Source organism: Nocardia sp. NPDC056564, from assembly GCF_042793755.1.
In the GTDB taxonomy this organism is placed as follows: domain Bacteria; phylum Actinomycetota; class Actinomycetes; order Mycobacteriales; family Mycobacteriaceae; genus Nocardia.
Genome location: NZ_JBHTUR010000002.1, coordinates 127813 through 146913, shown reverse-complemented (window position 1 = coordinate 146913; position 19101 = coordinate 127813). Strand labels below are relative to the sequence as shown.

At 70.5% G+C, this 19101-nt stretch carries 7 protein-coding genes; all 7 read left to right on the top strand.

All coding sequences use genetic code 11. The features are described 5' to 3' along the window. Positions 1 to 25: 25 nt before the first annotated feature. Complete coding sequence (locus tag ACFQ9K_RS04690) at positions 26 to 829, top strand: VOC family protein (RefSeq protein WP_378719004.1); 804 nt, start codon at positions 26 to 28, stop codon at positions 827 to 829. Between the two features lie 143 nt (positions 830 to 972). Continuing rightward, positions 973 to 2067: an ABC transporter substrate-binding protein gene (locus ACFQ9K_RS04685; protein WP_378719005.1), complete on the top strand. Its 1095-nt coding sequence runs from the start codon at positions 973 to 975 to the stop codon at positions 2065 to 2067. A 146-nt stretch (positions 2068 to 2213) separates the two neighbouring features. Next, positions 2214 to 2669, top strand: coding sequence for an AMP-binding protein (locus tag ACFQ9K_RS04680; RefSeq protein WP_378719008.1), 456 nt, complete (start codon positions 2214 to 2216; stop codon positions 2667 to 2669). A gap of 200 nt (positions 2670 to 2869) precedes the next feature. Continuing rightward, positions 2870 to 16252, top strand: a complete 13383-nt coding sequence (locus ACFQ9K_RS04675) for an amino acid adenylation domain-containing protein (protein WP_378719010.1) — start codon at positions 2870 to 2872, stop codon at positions 16250 to 16252. Then, complete coding sequence (locus tag ACFQ9K_RS04670) at positions 16249 to 17247, top strand: ATP-binding cassette domain-containing protein (RefSeq protein ID WP_378719012.1); 999 nt, start codon at positions 16249 to 16251, stop codon at positions 17245 to 17247. The genes ACFQ9K_RS04675 and ACFQ9K_RS04670 overlap by 4 nt, the downstream gene beginning before the upstream one ends. Then, positions 17244 to 18062: an antibiotic transporter gene (locus ACFQ9K_RS04665; protein ID WP_378719013.1), complete on the top strand. Its 819-nt coding sequence runs from the start codon at positions 17244 to 17246 to the stop codon at positions 18060 to 18062. Before ACFQ9K_RS04670 ends, ACFQ9K_RS04665 begins: the two co-directional genes overlap by 4 nt. Next, positions 18062 to 18880: an ABC transporter permease gene (locus ACFQ9K_RS04660; protein WP_378719014.1), complete on the top strand. Its 819-nt coding sequence runs from the start codon at positions 18062 to 18064 to the stop codon at positions 18878 to 18880. Before ACFQ9K_RS04665 ends, ACFQ9K_RS04660 begins: the two co-directional genes overlap by 1 nt. The last annotated feature ends 221 nt before the right edge of the window (positions 18881 to 19101 follow it).

The following is a 19101-nucleotide window of genomic DNA, read 5'->3' as shown; positions in this document are numbered from 1 at the left end:
TCCATCCCTGTCCAGGAGACCAGCGATGACCGACCAGAACCAGCCCAAGCCCGGCGATCCCTGTTGGATCGACCTCTACACCTCCGACCTCGACCGCAGCATCGCCTTCTATGGCGAGCTGTTCGGCTGGACCGCCGAGCGCGCCGAGGAGTTCGGCGGCTACGTCACCTTCCGGCAGGACGGCCGCGCGGTCGCGGGAGCCATGGGGCACACCGAGGGTGACGCCGAGGCGCCCGAGCAGTGGACCATCTATCTCGCCAGCACCGACATCCAGGCGACCACGGATCGGGCGGTCGCGCGCGGCGGCAGCGTGGTGGTGCCGCCGATGCCGGTGGGTGAGCTCGGCAGCATGGCCGTGCTCGGCGACGCGGGCGGGGTGGGCGTCGGCGTCTGGCAGGCGGGCACGTTCCACGGCATCGAGACCAATGCCATGGTCACGGGCGGAAAATGGGGCGACAACGAGGGCGTTCCGTCCTGGTTCGAGCTGCACACCGGCGCCTACGCCACCGCGCTGGACTTCTACCGCGACGTCTTCGGCTGGCAGGACCCGTTCACCATCTCCGACGCCGACGAGTTCCGCTACACCACTATTCATTCGGACAGCCCGATGCTGGGTGGCGTGCTCGACGCGTCGGCGTTCCTGCCCGCGGGCGTGCCGGGCGCCTGGACCGTGTACTTCGGCGCGAACGATGTGGACAAGACGGTCGCCAAGGTGGTCGAGCTGGGCGGCGCGGTCGTGCGGCCGCCCGAGGACAGTGAATTCGGCAGGCTGGCGACAGTAACCGATGTCACCGGTGCGCGGTTCAGCATCGGCGGGGACCGGGCCTGAACCGGCGGCCGCGCGGATCTCCCTGTCCGACAGCAGGTTTCCGCGCGGCCGGGTACGCGGATCGGCACGGACCCCCGGTCGTGGCGCGCGGCGGCACTGACCTGTCCCGCTCCGCCGCCGCTCACGCATGTACCCTCACCCGCATGCCGCTGAGCGCCTTCGTTCGCACCCGAAACCGCACAGCTTCACCCCGGTCCGGCACCGCCCGCGTGGCGCGCCGGACGGTCGCCGTCGCCGCGTTGTGCGCGACCGTGGTCGCGGCGGGCTGCTCCAGCAAGCCCGACGACGCGAGCAGCATCGTGCGCACCACCACGAACATCGCCGGCGCGGGCGTCATCGGGCTCGAGCGGGACACCACCAAGGCCTGCGCCCTGCCGAGCGCGCCCGACCCGGCCGCAGGCAGCACCCGCACGGTCACCCACGCCGCCGGGGTCTCCGAGGTGCCCGCCGACCCGCAGCGCATCGTCGTGCTCACCACCTCCGCGCTGGACGCGGTGTGCGCGGTCGGCCTGTGGGAGCGCGTGGTCGGCGCGGTCACCCTCGACGGACCGGACCCGCAGCCCGCCTACCTCGGCACCGGCGTGCTGAAGATCCCCGGCGTCGGCACCGCCGCCCAGCCCGATCCCGCGCTGATCGCCGACCTGCACCCCGATCTCATCCTCGGCGATATCCCCACCGCCACAACGAGTTACGAGGCGCTCCGGGCGATCGCCCCCACCGTGCTGGTCGGCGCGAACAATAGCTGGCAGGCCGAATTCACCGCGCTCGCAGCGGGATTGGGCCGCAAGACGGCCGCGGACACCGCGCTGGAGAACTACCGCACCGAGGCGACCGACATCGGCAACGCGATCTCCGCCAATCAGACCCAGGCCTCGCTGCTGCGATTCACCGCCGATACCAACGAGGTTCAGGGCAGCGACAGCTTCGCGGGCCAGGTCGTCGGCGATGTCGGCGTGCAACGGCCGACCGCGCAGCGCGGACCGTCGTTCACGGTCGAACCGGACCAGTTCGCCACCAAGGTGGAGGGTGACCTGATCTACGTGATCCTCGCCGGTGCGGCGGGCAAGGAGCACGGCGAGAAGGTCATGCGCACCGACGATTTCAAGGATCTCGGCGCGGCGACCGACAAGCGCGTCTTCGCCGTCGAGGACACCGTCTGGCACGGCAACGGCCTGGTCGCCGCCCGCGCGCTGCTCACCGATCTGAACGGCACGCTCAACGGGTTCGTCACCGATTAGCTCCGCAGTACCCCCTGGGGTGAAATTTCCCCACCCTGGGAGGTACCAGCACCAGCGCTTGGGTTGCTGTCGAAGTTTCCCCTCGTAGACGAGATTTAGAGGTACGCAAGAGAACCTCTTCACCGAGACTTCGAGGGATAACCACCATGCACACGCTGACCGATACGCTCGCCGACAACATCCGCCACCTGCCGCTCGCGCGGCCCGTCGCCGAGGTCGATCCGAACGCGGTCGTGGTTTCCACCGGCGACTGTGCCCTCACCTACGCCGAGCTGGATCGCTGGTCGAACCGGCTGGCCCGGCTGCTGCTCGGCCTCGGCGCGACCGCGAGCACCCGGGTCGCGATCGCCATCGACGACGAGATCGAATCCGTGGTCGCCGAGCGCGCCATCGTCAAGCTCGGCGGCCTGCCGGTGCCTGCCGCCGCGGACGGCACGTTCCTGCTCGGCAGCACCGTCGGCGTGACCACCAAGGCGCGGCGCGGCGCGCTCACCGACGCCGTCTCCTGGCTGGTGCTCGACGATCGCTCGACCCTGCAGCGCTACCTGGCCGGCTCCGACGCACCGCTCACCGCGGCCGATCAGCTGCCCATGTCCGCCTGACCCCTCGGCGCACCCGACGCCGTTCGGGCGCGCCCCAGCGGCATGTTTGCCGCACATGTCGGCAATCGGCATCGGTGCACACGTCATCGGTTCAGAATGAATCCTGTCGCGAGCTGTGCGGCGGGGTACTACCACTACCGCAGTGGCTACGCGGCGGTTACTCCGCGGCAGCTGCGGGCGGTAAGAACGTAGGACTATTCATGCAACAGCCTCTCCCCTCGCCCCTCGAGACCGGCGGAGCTCTGCCCGAAGGCGCCTTCGCGCTGTCGGCGGCCCAGCGCGGCATCTGGTTCGCCCAGCACATCGCCGGCGACACCCCGATCTCCATCGCCCAGTACGTCGAGCTGAGCGGCCCGATCGACCTCGACCTGCTCGCCGACGCGGCCCGGCAGGCGGGGCGCGAGTTCGGCACCGGATACCTGCGGCTGCTCGAGGTGGACGGCCAGCCGTTCCAGTTCGTCGACACCACCCTCGACGACAGCCTGCTCACCCTGGACCTGCGCGGCGAGCGCGACCCGGAGGCCGCCGCGCGCGCGTGGATGCGCGCGGAGTACGACGCGCCGCTGGACCTGACCAGGGACCGGCTGGTGCGCGTCGCGATGCTGCGACTCGGCGAGGATCGCTGGTACTGGTATTCGCGGATTCACCACATCGTGCTGGACGGCATGGGCGCGCTGACCATGGTGCAGCGCACCGGGGAGCTGTACAACGCGGCGGTCGAGGGCAAGCAGCCGCCCGCCGCGAAGGCCGAGGATCTGCGCAAGATCGTCGAGGCGGATCTGGCGTACCGCAATTCGGATCGGTTCGGGGCCGATCGGGAGCACTGGCTCGAGCATCTCGACGGAATGGCGGACCCGGTGAGTCTGGCCGGCCGGACGGCCGAGGTGGACGCGCATCCGAGCCGGGTCGCGGGTGCGTTGCCGCGGGCGACCGCGCAGCTGCTCGACTCGGTCGCGAAGGCCGCGTCCTCTGGCGTCGCGCCGACCGTGGTCGCGGCGTTCGGCGCGTATCTCGCCGCGATGACCGGCGCGCCGGAAGTTGTGCTGAGCCTGCCGGTTTCGGCGCGGACGACGGCGATCCTGCGGCGTTCCGGCGGAATGATCGCCAATGTCGTTCCGCTGCGGCTGCGGTTGACCCCGAGCACGACGGTCGGCGAGGTGATCCGGGCGGCGCAGGGCGAGCTGACCGGGGCGCTGCGGCGGCAGCGGTATCGCCAGGAGGACATCTTCCGCGATCTCGGCTGGCCGATGGACGAGGCGGCGTCGTTCGGTCCCTCGGTGAATCTGATGATGGTGGACACCAGGATTCAGCTCGGCGCGGTGACCGGGCGACTGCATGTGCTCACCTCCGGGCTGATCGATGATCTGTTCGTCAACGTGTATCCCGGCGTGGGCGGCGAGAGTACCCACATCGATTTCCAGGGCAACGGAAACCTCTACAGCGACACCGAATTGGCGGCTCAGCATGCCCGGTTCCTGTCGTTCCTGCACGCGTTCCTCGCCGCGGGGCCGGAGGCGGCGCTGTCGACGGTGCCGGTGGTGTCCGCCGCCGAGCAGGCCGAGTTGGTGCCCGCCCGCGGGCCCGCGGGTGTCACCCCGCGCACGTTGCCCGAAATCCTCTCGGCCGGTGCGGCACTCGACCCCGATGCGGTGGCGATCCGGGCGGGGGCGAGCGCGTTCACCTATCGGCAGGTCGATGCGCACACGAACCGTCTGGCCAGGGTGCTGATCGCGGCCGGCGCGGGACCCGAACGGACCGTGGCGATCTCGATTCCGCGGTCGGCCGAGTCGGTGCTCGCGACGATCGCGGTGGCCAAGACCGGTGCGGCGTTCGTGCCGATCGATCCGACCTATCCCGCCGACCGGATCGAGCACATGGTCGGCGACAGCGGCGTGGTCGCGGGGGTGACCGTCGCGGCGGCGCGGAAATCGCTGCCGGACCGGGTGAACTGGTTGATCCTCGATGACGAGACGACCGCGCGCAGCGTGCGCGAACAGGACGCGACGGTTGTCACCGTCGCGTCGGCGCACCTCGATCAGATCGCGTACATCATCTACACCTCGGGCTCGACCGGATTGCCGAAGGGCGTGCTGGTCTCGCATCGCGGCCTGGCGAACCTGGCGAGCGGCTCGGCCGCGGGCTTCGGCGTGACCGCGGATTCCGTGGTGGCGCACGCGGTCTCGCCGAGCTTCGACATCTCCGTCGAGGAGATCCTGGTGACCATGGCCAGCGGGGCCACCCTCGCCGTGGTGCCGCCCTCGGCCTACGCCGGCGAGGAGATGGCCGAGGTGCTGCGCGCGCATCGCGTCACGCACCTCAATGTCACGCCGACGGTGGTGGGTTCCCTCGATCCGGCCACGCTGCCGGACCTGCGCACGGTGATCGTGGGCGGCGACGCGTGCCCGCCCGAACTGGTGGCCGAGTGGGCCGGGCGCACGCTGCTGAACGGGTACGGACCCACCGAGACCACGGTGACCGCGACGTTGAGCCGAGCGCTCGTGCCCGCCGCGCCGGTGACCATCGGCGGTCTGGTCCGCGGCGTCCGCGCGGTCGTGCTCGACCCGTGGTTGCGACCGGTACCGCCCGGCACCATCGGCGAGCTGTATCTCGCGGGCGCCGGGCTAGCGCGGGGCTACCACCGGCGCAATGGGCTCACCGCGGGGCGCTTCGTCGCCAATCCGTACGAGGCCGGTGCGCGGATGTACCGCACCGGCGACCTGGTGCGCTGGACCACGCGCGGGGGCCGGCTCGAGCTGGAATACCAGGGGCGCAGCGATTTCCAGGTGAAGGTTCGCGGTTTCCGGATCGAGCTGGGCGAGATCGATGCCGCGCTGCACCGGCAGCCGGAGATCGACTTCGCGATCACCCTTGGCGCGCAGACCGCCTCCGGGACAACCGCATTGGTGTCTTACGTGCTGCCCAAGCCGGGTGCCGCGGTGCACCCCGAGGCGCTGAAGGCCGCCGCCGGCGAGACCCTGCCCGCGTACATGGTGCCGTCCGTCGTGATGGTGCTCGAGCACATCCCGCTCACTCCGCTGGGCAAGGTGGACCGTAAGGCATTGCCCGCACCGGATTTCGGGGCGCGGACGGTCGCCGGCCGGGCGCCGTCCACGCCGCGCGAGGAGGCCTTGGCGGCGCTGTTCGCCGAGGTGCTCGGGCTGGAGACGGTCGGGGTCGACGAGAGCTTCTTCGCGCTCGGCGGGGACAGCATCGTGTCCATCCAGTTGGTGTCGCGGGCGAAGGCCGCGGGCATCGGGCTCAGCGCGCGGGATGTGTTCGAGCGCAAGACCGTTGCCGCGCTGGCCGCCGTCGCCACCGAGGTGCGGGCGCAGGTGGTGCACGAATTGCCCGGCGGCGGGGTCGGTGCGGTCGAGCTGACGCCGATCGTGCACGCCATGCTGGATCAGGGTGACAGCTGGCAGCGGTTCAGTCAGGCCGTGCTGGTCGGCCTGCCCACCGGCTTCGAGCGGGGCCGGCTCGTCGCGGCGGTGCAGGCCTTGCTCGACCATCATGATCTGCTGCGTTCGTCGCTGCGGCGCGGTACCGGAGGCTGGGAATGGACGGTGGCCGAGCGCGGCGCCGTCGACGCCGAATCGCTGGTGGAGACCGTCGCGGCGGGTGCGGACCGCGAGCAGACGCGGGAGCGCGCACTGCAGCGCGCCGCGGACCTGCTCGATCCGGCGGCCGGGGTGGTCGCGCGATTCGTGCTCATCGAGGAGGCCGAGCCGGTCCTGTGGCTGGTGCTGCATCACCTGGTGACCGATGGCGTCTCCTGGCGCATCCTGCTGCCGGATCTGGCCACCGCCGCCATGGGTGCGGCGCTCCCCCCGGTCGGCACGTCGTTCCGGCGTTGGGCGCACGGACAGGCGGCGCAGGCACGTCTGCGGGCCGGCGAATTGCCGCTCTGGCAAAGCATTGTGGCCACACCCGATCCGCCGCTCGGCACCGAACTTCCCGATCCGGCCGTCGACGTCGTCGCGACCATGGCGCACCACCGGACGGTCATCGATCCGGCGATCGCGGAGGCCGTGCTCAGCACCGCGCCCGATCGATTCCATTGCGGCGCGGACGATGTGCTGCTCGCCGCGCTCGCGCTGGCGGTCGGGCGGTGGCGCGGGCGGACCGCGACGCTGTTCACCCTCGAGGGTCACGGACGCGCGGAGGAGATCCTGCCCGGCGCCGATGTCGCGCGCACCGTGGGCTGGTTCACCAGCGTCTATCCGGTGGCGGTCGATCTGACCGGCATAGATCTCGGCGACGCGTTCGCCGGCGGCGCCACGGCGGGTATCGCCATCAAGACCACGAAGGAACAGCTGCGGCAGGTGCCGGACAAGGGCATCGGCTTCGGCATGCTGCGTTACCTCGACGCCGAATCCGCCGCGGCACTGGCCGACCGCCCGGTCCCCCAGATCAGCTTCAACTACCTGGGCCGCGCGAACACCGGCGCGGAGGCGGGACCCTGGCTGCCGCAACGCTTTACCGCGACGCAGCACGACCGGGCGCCGCTGGCGGCGGTCGTCGACATCAACGCCGTCCGCACCGACGCGGGCCTCGACGTCACCTGGGCCTACGCGGGCAGGCTGCTCGACGCGGACGACGTCGCGCGGCTCGCCGGGCTCTGGGCCGAGGCGCTGCGGTCCCTCGCCGCGCACGCGGAGTCCGCGGGCTCGGGCGGGCGCACACCGTCGGACTTCGACCTCGTCCCGGTGACTCAGCCGCAGATCGACACGTGGGAGCGGGATTATCCGAAGCTCGCCGATGTCTGGCCGCTTTCGCCGCTGCAATACGGTCTGTTCTTCCACGCGCTGTACGACTCCGATACGGCCGACGGGTACACCGTGCAGTCGCTGCTCACCCTGGCGGGCACCGTCGACGCGGACCGATTGCGCACCGCCGCACAGGCCTTGGTGGACCGGCACGAGAACCTGCGCGTCGCCTTCGTCGAAACCGACGACGGCCCGCGCCAGCTGGTGCTGGCCGAGGCCGAAATCCACTGGCAGGACGTGGATCTGACCGGCATCACCGATTCCGAGGCGCGGCAACGGGAACTGGACCGGCTGATCGCGCTGGACGCCCGCACCCGCTTCGAGCTCACCAGGCCGCCGCTGGTGCGCTTCACCCTGATCCGCACCGCGGCCGACGCGTACCGGTTCGTGCTCACCAATCACCATCTGGTGCTGGACGGCTGGTCGACGCCGCTGCTGGTGCGCGAACTGCTCGCGCTCTACGTCACCTCCGGCGACGCGTCCGCGCTGCCGCCCGCGCACTCCTATCGCGAGTTCCTGTCCTGGCTGAACGACCGGGACGACGCCGAATCCCTTGCCGCGTGGGCACAATCGCTGGCCGGGATCGATACCCCGACCCGCGCCGTGCCGACGCTGGCGGGCATCGAGTCCACCGAGACCGGGATGCTGTCCATCGATCTGTCCGCCGACACCGTCGGCCGGTTGGAATCGACCGCCCGCGAAGCCGGCGCCACGGTCAACACGCTCGTGCAGGCGAGCTGGGCGATGCTACTCGCCATGCGCACCGGGCGCACCGATGTGGTGTTCGGCGGCACCGTCTCCGGCCGGCCGCCGGAGCTGGCCGGCGTCGAAGAGATGGTCGGGCTGTTCATCAACACCCTGCCGGTGCGGGTGCGGCTCGACCCGGCGGAGAAGGTGGTCGACCTGCTCGCCCGCGTGCAGGCCGAGCAGGCCCGGCTGCTGGATCACCAGCACGTCGGGCTGGCCGCGATCCACCAGGCGGTCGGGCTCGCCGAATTGTTCGACACCCTCACCGTTTTCGAGTCCTATCCGATCGACCGCGAGGCGCTCTCGCAGGCCCTGGATATCGCTGGCATGCGGGTGCTCGACGTCGAGGGCACCGACGCGACGCCGTATCCGTTGAACCTCATGGTCATTCCGCTGCGCGGCGCCGACGGGCACGACACCCTGCGGGTCAGCTTGAAGTTCATGGCCGATCAGCTCGACCCCGCGGCGGCGCGACCGCTGCTGGATCGCTTCGTCCGGCTGCTCACCCAGCTCGCGGACAATCCGCGGGCCCTGGTCTCGCAGTTGCAGTACTGCGACGAGACCGAACGCGCCGCGCTGCTGCCGGTTCGGGGTCCGGAGTCGCTGCCCGTGCGCACCCTGCCGGGGATCCTGGCCGCCGGTGCGGCGATCGACGGCGACGCCATCGCGGTCAGCGCGGGTGAGCTCACCATGTCCTACGGCGAACTCGACGCCTGGTCGAATCGCTTCGCGCGGCTGCTGCTGCGCCGGGGTGTCGGGCGCGAGGTGTTCGTCGTGCTCGCGCTGACCCGGTCGCTGGAATCGGTGGTCGCGGTGTGGGCGCTGGCCAAGTCCGGCGCCGCGTTCGCGCCGCTGGACCCCAACTATCCGGTCGAGCGGATCGAGCACATGCTCACCGACTCGAAGGCGCCCATCGGGGTGACGGTCACCGCGACCGGCGAGACACTGCCGGGCAGCATCGACTGGCTGCTGCTCGACGACCTCAACACCATCCGCCGGGTCATGACGGTCTCCCCCGACCCGATCACCGACGAGGAACGCGGCGGTCCGATCGATATCGACCAGACGGCGTACCTGATCTACACCTCGGGTTCGACCGGCAAGCCGAAGGCCGTGCTGCTCAGCCATCGCGGCATCGCGAATCTGGTCGCCACCCAGCGGGATTCGCTGGATCTGGATCCGAGCGCCAGCGCGCTGCAGGTGGCGTCGCCGAGCTTCGACGCCTCGGTCTTCGAGTTGCTGACCGCGCACGGGTCCGGCGGCCGGCTCGTGGTCTCGCCGCCGGATGTCTACGGCGGCACCGAATTGGAACGACTGCTGCGCGCCGAACGGGTGACGCACGCGGTGATCACGCCGTCCGCGCTGGCCACCATGGAACCGGACGATCTCGAGCACCTGCGCGTGCTCTCGGTCGCCGGTGAGGCGGCGACGCCGGAGTTGATCGAGCGCTGGTCGGCCGGTCGGCGCATGGTGAATCTATACGGCCCCACCGAGTTCAGCATCTGGGCGACCGGGCCCGCCGAACTCGTCGCGGGCGAACCGATCACCATCGGCGGACCGATCCGCGGAGCGGCGAACCTGGTGCTGGACACCTGGTTGCGTCCGGTGCCGGTCGGTGTCGCCGGTGAGCTGTACCTGGCCGGGCCCGCGCTCGCCCGCGGCTACTTCAACCGCTTCGCGATGACGGCGAGCCGATTCGTGGCCGACCCGTTCGGTGCGCCCGGCGAGCGGATGTACCGGACCGGCGACATGGTGCGCTGGGTCGAGGGCAGCGCCGGTTTCGAGCTGGAGTATCTGGGCCGCAGCGACTTCCAGGTCAAGATTCGCGGCCTGCGCATCGAGCTCGGCGAGATCGATGCGGTGCTCGCGCGCGACGAGCAGGTCGAGTACGCGGTGACGATCGGCCGGGCCGGGCCGGCCGGGGCGACCGTGCTGGTGTCGTATGTGCTGCCCGTGGAGGGGGCCGAGCTGGATACCGAGCGGCTGCGCGTGCGGATCGCGGGCGAGCTGCCCGGGTACATGGTGCCGGGATACCTCGTTGTGCTGGAGTCGATTCCGCTGACCCCGGTCGGCAAGCTGGACCGTGCGGCCCTGCCGGTGCCGGACTTCTCGGACACCGATCGGCCCTACCTTGCGCCGCGTACCTCGGTGGAGCGGGCGGTGGCCACGGTGTTCGGCGAGGTACTCGGCAGCGAGCGGGTCAGCGTCGATCAGTCGTTCTTCGAACTCGGCGGCAATTCGCTCAGCGCGACCAAGGTGGTCGCCCGGGTCAATTCGGCCCTCGGCTCGCGGATCGCGCTGCGCGACCTGTTCGACGCGCCGACCGTCGCGCAACTGTCCACGCGGGTGGTTCCGGCCGGCGGCGGGCAGCCCGGCCGGTTCGCGCTCGCACCGCGGATCCGGCCGGATCGCATCCCGCTGTCGCCCGCACAGCAGCGCATGTGGGTGCTGAACCGGCTCGATCCCGGCTCACCCGCGTACAACATCGCGGTCGCGCTGCGGTTGACCGGTGCACTCGATGTCGAGGCGATGCGCCTGGCCCTGACCGACGTGGTCGAGCGGCACGAGAGCCTGCGCACGATCTATCCGGCCGACGCGGAGGGTCCGCGTCAGGTGATCATGGGCACCGAGACGGCCGCGCCCGCGCTGCCCGTGGTGGACACCGAAGACGGCGCGCCACTGCGGGATCGGATCAACGCGCTGGCGGGCACGGGATTCGACATCGCCAAGGAGCCGCCGCTGCGGGTGGGGTTGTTCCGGATCGCGGCGGGTCCCGACTCCGCACCCGCCGACGCGGCAGGCCCCGACCTGCCGGGCGCGCGCACGGCGGGTACCGGCCCGGTGTCGTCCGGGCCGTTCGGCGGCGTCGCGGCGGTCTCCTCCGGTCCATCGGCCGGTCTGGCCGCCGTCTCGTCCGGACATTCCGTGACTTCGGATGCCGACCATCTGACCACCGACGCCGGTGCGGTCCACGTGGTCGTGCTGGTGGTGCATCACATCAGCGCGGACGGGGCGTCGATGGCGCCGCTGGCCGCCGACCTGGTCGCCGCGTACGCGGAGCGGTCGACCGGTGCGGAGCCGACGAGAGTGCCGCTGGCCGTGCAGTATGCCGACTTCGCGCTGTGGCATCGCGAGGTACTCGGCAGCGAGGACGATCCGGAATCGCTGGCGACGCAGCAGGTTCGGTTCTGGACCGACGCGCTCGCCGACGCGCCGGACGTGCTGGAGCTGCCCGCCGATCGGCCGCGCCCCGCCGTGCAGTCGATGCGCAGCGCCGACGTCGAATTCGCCGTCGATGCCGAATTGCACAGTGATCTGATCGAATTCGCCGCGACCCACAACGTCAGCGTGTTCATGGTCGTGCACGCGGCACTCGCGCTGCTGCTGGCCCGGCTCGGCGGTACCGACGATGTGGTCGTCGGCACCCCGGTGGCGGGACGCGGCGAGCAGGAGCTCGATGAGCTGGTCGGCATGTTCGTCAACACCCTGGCTTTGCGCACGCGGGTCGATCCGGACGCCGGATTCCTGGACTTCCTCACCGCGGTCCGTTCGGCGGATCTCGACGCGTTCGCCAACACCGACGTGGCCTTCGAACGTCTGGTGCAGGCGTTGAATCCGGACCGGTCGACGGCGCATCACCCGCTGTTCCAGGTGTCGCTGTCGCTACAGAATTTCGTCGAGCCGGTGCTGGAACTGCCCGGACTGCGGTTCGAGGTGGAGGACTTCGACCGGCGCGCTTCGCAATTCGATCTGACGCTGGACCTGCGTGAACGTTTCGACGAGTCGGGTCCGGCCGGGCTGGCCGGCGTGCTGACCTACGCCACCGACCTGTTCGACGCCGCCACGGTGTCCGCGTTCGCCGCTCGCTGGCGGCGGGTGCTGGCCACCGTGCTGGCCGAGCCGGGCGTGCGTCTCGCCGATATCGACATCCTCGACGACGCCGAGCGCTCGGCGCTGGTGCCGGTGCGCGGGTTCGAAAGCCTCGGCACGACAACACTTCCCGAACTGCTCGCCGCGACCGTCGCGCGGCATCCGGACCATCCCGCCGTGGTCGCCAACGGCGATACGACGACCTATCGCGAGCTCGACGCGTACGCCAATCGGCTGGCCCGGCTCCTGCTCGCGGCGGGGGCAGGCCCGGAAACCGTGGTCGCGCTCGGCCTTCCGCGCTCGGCCGATCTGCTCACGGCGGTCTGGGCGGTGGCAAAGATCGGCGCGGCGTTCCTGCCGGTCGACCCGAAGCATCCGCTCGACCGGATCGATCACATGCTCACCGACTCCGGTGCGCGGGTCGGCCTCACCACGACCGCCTACCGATCGACGCTGCCGGACAGCACCAAGTGGCTCGTGCTCGACGACCTGCGGTTCGTGCAACGCTGGTCGGCCGCGAGCCCCCACCCGCTGCGGGACGGCGAGCTGCCACGGCCGGTTCGGCTGGACAACCCGGCCTGGCTGATCTACACCTCCGGGTCCACCGGCACGCCGAAGGGCGTCTCGGTGTCGCATCGCGGCATCGCCGACTTCGTTGCGGCACAGGGCGATCTGCTCGAGCTGGACGAGTTCTCCCGGGTGCTGCACGTCGCCTCACCGAGTTTCGACGCGTCGATCCTGGAGGCGCTGATGGCATTCGGGTGGGGCGGCGCCTCGGTCGTCGCGCCCGCCGAGGTGTTCGGCGGCAGCGCGCTCGCCGAATTGATCGACGCGGAGCGGGTCACACACGTGATGATCACGCCGTCCGCGCTCGCCACCATCGACCCCGCGGAGGTTTCGGGGGTGCAGGTGCTGGCGGTGGGCGGCGAGGCGGTGAGTGCCGAGCTGATCGAGCGTTGGTGCGGCACCGGGGCCACCGATCAGCACGGCGCCGTGGTGCGTCGTCGCGGTGCCCAGCGCCGAAGGCTGGTCAACCTGTACGGGCCGACCGAGTTCACGGTCGTGGCAACGGGTTCCGCGCTCGACCCCGGGGCTCCGGTCACCCTCGGACCGCCGATTCGCGGTGCGGCGGCGATGGTGCTCGACGGCCGGTTGCAGCCGGTTCCGGTCGGCGTCGCCGGTGAGCTGTATCTCGCGGGGCACGCGCTGGCCCGCGGCTACCACGCCAGGCCGGGACTGACCGCGGGGCGCTTCATCACCAATCCCTATGGCGCACCGGGTGAACGCATGTACCGCACCGGCGACCTGGTGCGGTGGGTGCGCGGTGCGGCCGGCGCCTTGACGCTGGAATACCTGGGCCGCACCGATTTCCAGGTCAAGGTCCGCGGTCAGCGGATCGAACTCGGTGAGATCGACGCGGTGCTCGGCCGGGTGGACGGTGTCGACTTCGCACTCACCCTCGGTGTCGCCGGCCCGTCCGGATCGACCGCGCTGGCGGCCTATCTGGTGCGAAAGCCGGACGTACGGCTCGATATCGCGCAGATCCGGGCGCAGGCCGCCGACCGCCTGCCCGGCTACATGGTGCCGTCCGCCTTCGTCGTCCTCGACGAGATACCGCTCACCGCGGTCGGAAAGCTCGATCGGAAAGCGTTGCCCGCACCGGAATTCGGCGCCGACGAGACCGCGTACCGCGCTCCCCGCACGCCGACGGAGGAGGCGCTGGCGCAGATCGTCGCCGAGCTGCTCGGTCGCGACCAGGTCGGGGCCGACGATTCGTTCTTCGACCTCGGCGGCGACAGCATCCTCGCGATCCAGCTGGTGACCAGGGCCAAACAGCGGGGCATCGACTGCACGCCGCTGCAGGTCTTCGAGCATCGCACGGTGGCCGCGCTGGCCGCGGCGGTGGACGCCGACGGAGTGGTCGCGGCGCTGCCCGAGCTGCCCGGTGGCGGGGTCGGCGAGCTGCCGCTCACGCCGCGGATGCGCTACCTGATCGAGCACGGCGGACCGCCGCGTTCGGCGCGGACGGCGGTGCTCGAGCTTCCGGTCGGCATCGAACGGGCCCAGCTCGTGGCCACGCTCGCGGCCGTGGTGGACCGGCACGACATGCTGCGCGCGCAGCTGACCGACGACGCACGGTTGCTGGTGCGCGAGCCGGGATCGGTCGAGGTCGACGCCCTGGTGCAGCGTATCGAGTTCGATGCTGCCGCCGATCCGGTCGATCTGCGCGAATACGTGGTCGCGGAACTGAATTCCGAGCCGAGCCGGTTGGACCCGGCGAACGGCATTGTGCTGCGGTGCATCTGGCTCGATCCGCTGGGCGACGCGGGAACCCGGACCACGGCGGGGCGGCTCATCGTGCTGCTGCCCCGCCTGCTGGTCGATGACGCTTCCTGGGGCATCCTGCTGCCGGACCTGGTGGCGGCCTGGGCGCAGGTTTCGGTCGGCAGCACCCCGGTGCTCGCCGAGACCGGTACCTCGATGCGCCGGTGGGCGCACGCGCTCGCGGACGAAGCACGCACGGCCGGGCGAGTTTTCGAACTCGGATACTGGCAGGGTGTGCTGGCCGGCGCGGATCCGCTGCTCGGTGCTCGCGCGCTGGACCCGGCTGTCGATCAGGCACGCGCCCTGCGCACTGTGCGGTGCGAGGTGTCGGAGGCGGTCACCGAGGCGGTCCTGACCACCCTGCCCGCCCAGTTCGCGGGCGATGCCGACGACATCCTGCTGGCCGCGCTCACGCTGGCGCTGCTGCGCTGGCGCGCCCGCCGATCCGGCGAGGACGGCACGGACGTGCTGCTCCGGCTCGAAAGCGACGGCAGGCAGGCGATTCCCGGCGCCGCGCCGGTCCGCACGATCGGCTCGTTCGGCGCCGTTTATCCGATGCGGCTCGAGCTGGCCGAGGTCGACCTCGAGGAGGCGTTCGCGGGCGGTGCGGCGATGGGCGCGGCGATCCGCGCGGTGAAGCGTCAACTGCGGTCGGTCCCAGACGGCGGGATCGGGTTCGGACTGCTGCGCTACCTCAACCCGGATACGGCCACGGAACTGGGCGCTGACCTGCCCGGGCAGGTCGGCTTCGCCCACCGGGCCCGCAGCACCGCGGGGGACGTCCCGGCCGGGCTGCACGGCCTGGGCTGGACGCTGACCGACGAGTTCGGCGACCTGCCGGCCGTCGAAGATCCCGGGGCTCCGGCGCTTTCGGCGCTCGAGCTGAACACGGCGGTGATCGGTGGTCGATTGCGGGCCGACTTCACCTTCCCCAAGACCCTGCTCGATCGCGGCGACGTCGCCGAGCTGGCCGGTCTGTGGGTCGATGTGCTCCGCGCGGCAGCGGATTTCGCGGGCACTCCGGCGGCGGCCGCGGCCGCCGCCGAGGAGGCCGCGGCGCTCGCGGCGAGCCGACCGGCGCTCGCGGCCACCCTCGGACTGGACGTGGTGCTGCCCATCCGATCCGACGGCACCGAACCGGCGCTGTTCTGCATCCACCCGTCCTCCGGAATCTCCTGGAGTTACTTGGGATTCGCGCAGACGCTGCGGCCGGGCCGGCCGATCTACGCCTTGCAGGCCCCGGACCTCAGCGGCCGCGAACCGTCGTTGCGTTCGATCGAGGAGTTCGCCGACCGGTATGTGCGCGAGATCCGCGCCATCCAGCCGGACGGGCCGTACCACCTGCTCGGGTGGTCGTTCGGCGGGGTGATCGCGCACGCGATCGCGGCGCGGTTGCAGGCGTCGGGCGGCCGCGTCGGTCTTGTCGCGCTGCTGGATTCCGATACCGCCGAGGTCGACGGTGACGACGTCGAACAGCTCACCGCCGGCGCGTTCGTGAACAGTTTCGGCGCGATCTTCGGGATCCACGATGTGCCCGCCGACGCCACCGCGAGCGCGGCGGCCGAGCTCATCCGCGACCGGCTCGGCGGCCTGGCGGTCGTCGACGCGGACATGATCGAGCGCCTGGCCGAGTCGTACAACGCGGCGGCGCGCGCCCGAGCGGGTTACCAGCGCCCGGTATTCGACGGTGACCTGCTGTATTTCAGCGCCACCGTGGACAGCTCCGACGTCGTCGGCCCGGACGGCTGGCGGCCGTACGCGACCGGCGCGGTCGTCAACTACGACGTCGAGGTCACGCACAACGAGCTGACCGCACCGCACGTGCTGCCGATCATCGCGCGCGTACTCGATGAACACTTGAAGGGACAGGCATGAATTCCGAACAGGGCGTTGTCGTCGAAGGGGTCGAGAAGTCATTCGGCACCGTAAAAGCTTTGCGCGGAGTCGATTTCGTCGCGGCGCCGGGCGAGATCCTCGGCATTCTCGGGCCGAACGGCGCGGGCAAGACCACCATGGTGAACGTCTTGTCCACGCTCATCTCGCCGGACCGGGGCCGGGCGCTGGTGGCCGGGCACGACGTGGTCGCCGATCCGGCGGCGGTGCGCAAATCCATCATGCTGACCGGGCAGTACGCGGCGCTCGACGACATGCTCAGCGGTTACGAGAATCTCGTGATGTTCGGCCGGTTGATGGGGTTGCGCAAGCGGGCGGCCAGGGCCAGGGCGGACGAGTTGATCGCCGAGTTCGATCTCGTCGGTGCGGCGGGGCGCCGGGTCGGCACCTATTCGGGGGGTATGCGACGGCGCATCGACATCGCCTGCGGTCTCGTCGTCCGGCCGGATGTGGTGTTCCTCGACGAGCCGACCACCGGGCTGGATCCGCGCAGCAGGCAGGGGGTCTGGGATCTGGTGCGCAGCTTCAAGAAGGCGGGCATCACCACCCTGCTCACCACCCAGTATCTGGAAGAGGCGGACGCGCTGAGCGATCGGATCATCGTCATCGACCACGGGGTGGTGATCGCGCAGGGCACCGCGGACGAACTCAAGTCACGGACCGGCGGCAGCTATTGCGAAGTGGTTCCGCTGGATCTGAAGGATCTGGACGTCATCGCCGCCGCGCTCGGATCGCTGCTGCCGGAGGACAATCGCGCCGCGCTGACACCGGACTCCGACCGCATCACCATTCCGGCGCCGGACGGGGCGAAGACCCTGGCCGAGGCGTTGCGGCGGTTGGACGGGGCGGCCGTCGAACTGGTCGACATCGCGCTGCGCCGGCCGTCGCTCGACGATGTGTTCCTTCAGCTGACCGGGCATCTCGCCACCGCCGACGGCGCCGAGGCGAAAGCCGTTGACGTGGCGGTGGTCTCGTGACCGCGGGCGCTTGGCTGGCCGACGTCCGGGCCACACCGGACCAGGCGCGGCAGTGGTGGGTGCTCACCGCGCGACTGATCGTTCCCTCGATCAAGACCGGTGAGGTACTGACCTCGCTGCTGGCTCCGGCGACCTTCACGGCCGGCTTCTATATTCCGCTGAAGACGGTGATGACGTTCGCGGGCACCGGGTTCAGCAGCTACGCGCAGTTCATGATGCCGCTCGTGGTGTTGCAGGCGGCCGCGTTCACCGCCATCTCAGCGGCGTTCCGTGCGGCCACCGACTCGGTGGCGGGGCTCAATCGGCGGTTCGGATCGATGCCGGTCGGGCGGCTCGTGCCCGCGGCGGCGCGCATGTCCGGCAATGTCTTCCGGCTGGCGCTGTCGCTGTGTTCGGCCATTGCCTGTGGTTATGTGATCGGGTTCCGGTTCTATCTGGATACCGCGCACACCATCGGGTTCCTGCTGTTGTCGATGTTCATCGGGACCGCGTTGACGCTCGGCGCGGACGTGATCGGCACGGTGTCGCGCAGTCCGGAGGCGGTCACGCAGGCACTCGTGTTGCCGCCCTTGATCTTCGGCATGCTGTCCGCGGGTCTGGCGCCGGCGCATCAGTTTCCGGCGTGGGTGCAGCCGTTCGTGCGTAACCAACCGGTGTCGCAGTTCGTGCTCGCACTGCGCGCGCTGGCGGGCGACACGCTCGGCAACGCGGGACAGGTCACGTGGTCGCTGATGGGGCCGCCGCTGGCCTGGGCCGCGGCCATCCTCATCGTCTGTGTGCCGCTGACCATTCGGCTGAGTTCGGGGAGGGCGTAATGGCACTGCTGGCCGATCGCACCGACGCTGTTCGTACCGTTTCCGAGGTGTCGCCCGCATCGCTGGTGCGGCACACGCTGATTCAGACCCAACGCCTGTTGCTGCGCTGGGTGCGCAACCCGATCACCCTGCTGGAGGCCCTGATCATTCCGTGCCTGCTGCTGGTCATGCTGGAAACGGTGGTGGGCGGGCAGATTCGGAAGTTCACCGGCGAGAGCGCGCTCTACGGTTCCGTGCCGATGGTCACCATCACCGGTGCCGTCTCCGGCGCCATCTCCTGCGGGGTCCTGCTCGGCCGCGAGCGGGAGGCCGGTCTGCTCGCCCGCTTCTGGGTGCTGCCGGTGCACCGTGCCTCCGGCCTCGCCTCCCGCATCCTCGCCGAAGGCTGCCGCATCTGCGCGGGCACCCTGGCCATCATCCTGGTCGGCTACCTGCTCGGCTTCCGCTTCCACCAGGGCCTGCTCGCCACCCTCCTGTTCCTGTCCATCCCGGTGCTGTTCGGCCTGGCCTTCGCCACCGTGGTCACCTCGGTAGCCGTCTTCACCGCCAAAGCCGCCCTGGTGGAAGGCATCACCATCCTCACCTCCCTGATGATGTTCTTCAGCACCGGCTTCGTCCCCCTGGCCGCCTACCCCCGATGGATCCAGCCCGTAGTCCGCAACCAACCCATGTCGGTAGCGGTAGACGCGATGAAAGCCCTGGCCCTGGAAGGCCCCCTGACCCGCCCACTGACCCTCACCCTCACCTGGTCCCTCGGCGCCATCATCCTCTTCGCCATCCCCGCAACCCTCGGCTACCGCCGAGCCAGCAGAAGGTAGGAACGCCTGGTATCGGGCAAACATTGGGCGATCTCGGGCGGCGCGCCAGTGCCGATGTGGCCGTTCGGGCGATCGTGGCGCAGAATGGGGGCCGCACGCGGTGGCTCCCGGCGTTTCTCGCCTCGGTGACATGCATCGCTGCGACACAAGGTGTTGTGCTGCACGGACTTGTCACCCCCAAGGAGTAGTGTCCCGGGGAGAGAAGATCCGTCACGGCAGCG

Bases quoted from the DNA above. Each gene is read 5' to 3' on its own strand.
- ACFQ9K_RS04670 (WP_378719012.1), top strand. From the start codon at position 16,249: ATGAATTCCGAACAGGGCGTTGTCGTCGAAGGGGTCGAGAAGTCATTC.
- ACFQ9K_RS04675 (WP_378719010.1), top strand. From the start codon at position 2,870: ATGCAACAGCCTCTCCCCTCGCCCCTCGAGACCGGCGGAGCTCTGCCC.
- ACFQ9K_RS04685 (WP_378719005.1), top strand. From the start codon at position 973: ATGCCGCTGAGCGCCTTCGTTCGCACCCGAAACCGCACAGCTTCACCC.
- ACFQ9K_RS04660 (WP_378719014.1), top strand. From the start codon at position 18,062: ATGGCACTGCTGGCCGATCGCACCGACGCTGTTCGTACCGTTTCCGAG.
- ACFQ9K_RS04690 (WP_378719004.1), top strand. From the start codon at position 26: ATGACCGACCAGAACCAGCCCAAGCCCGGCGATCCCTGTTGGATCGAC.
- ACFQ9K_RS04680 (WP_378719008.1), top strand. From the start codon at position 2,214: ATGCACACGCTGACCGATACGCTCGCCGACAACATCCGCCACCTGCCG.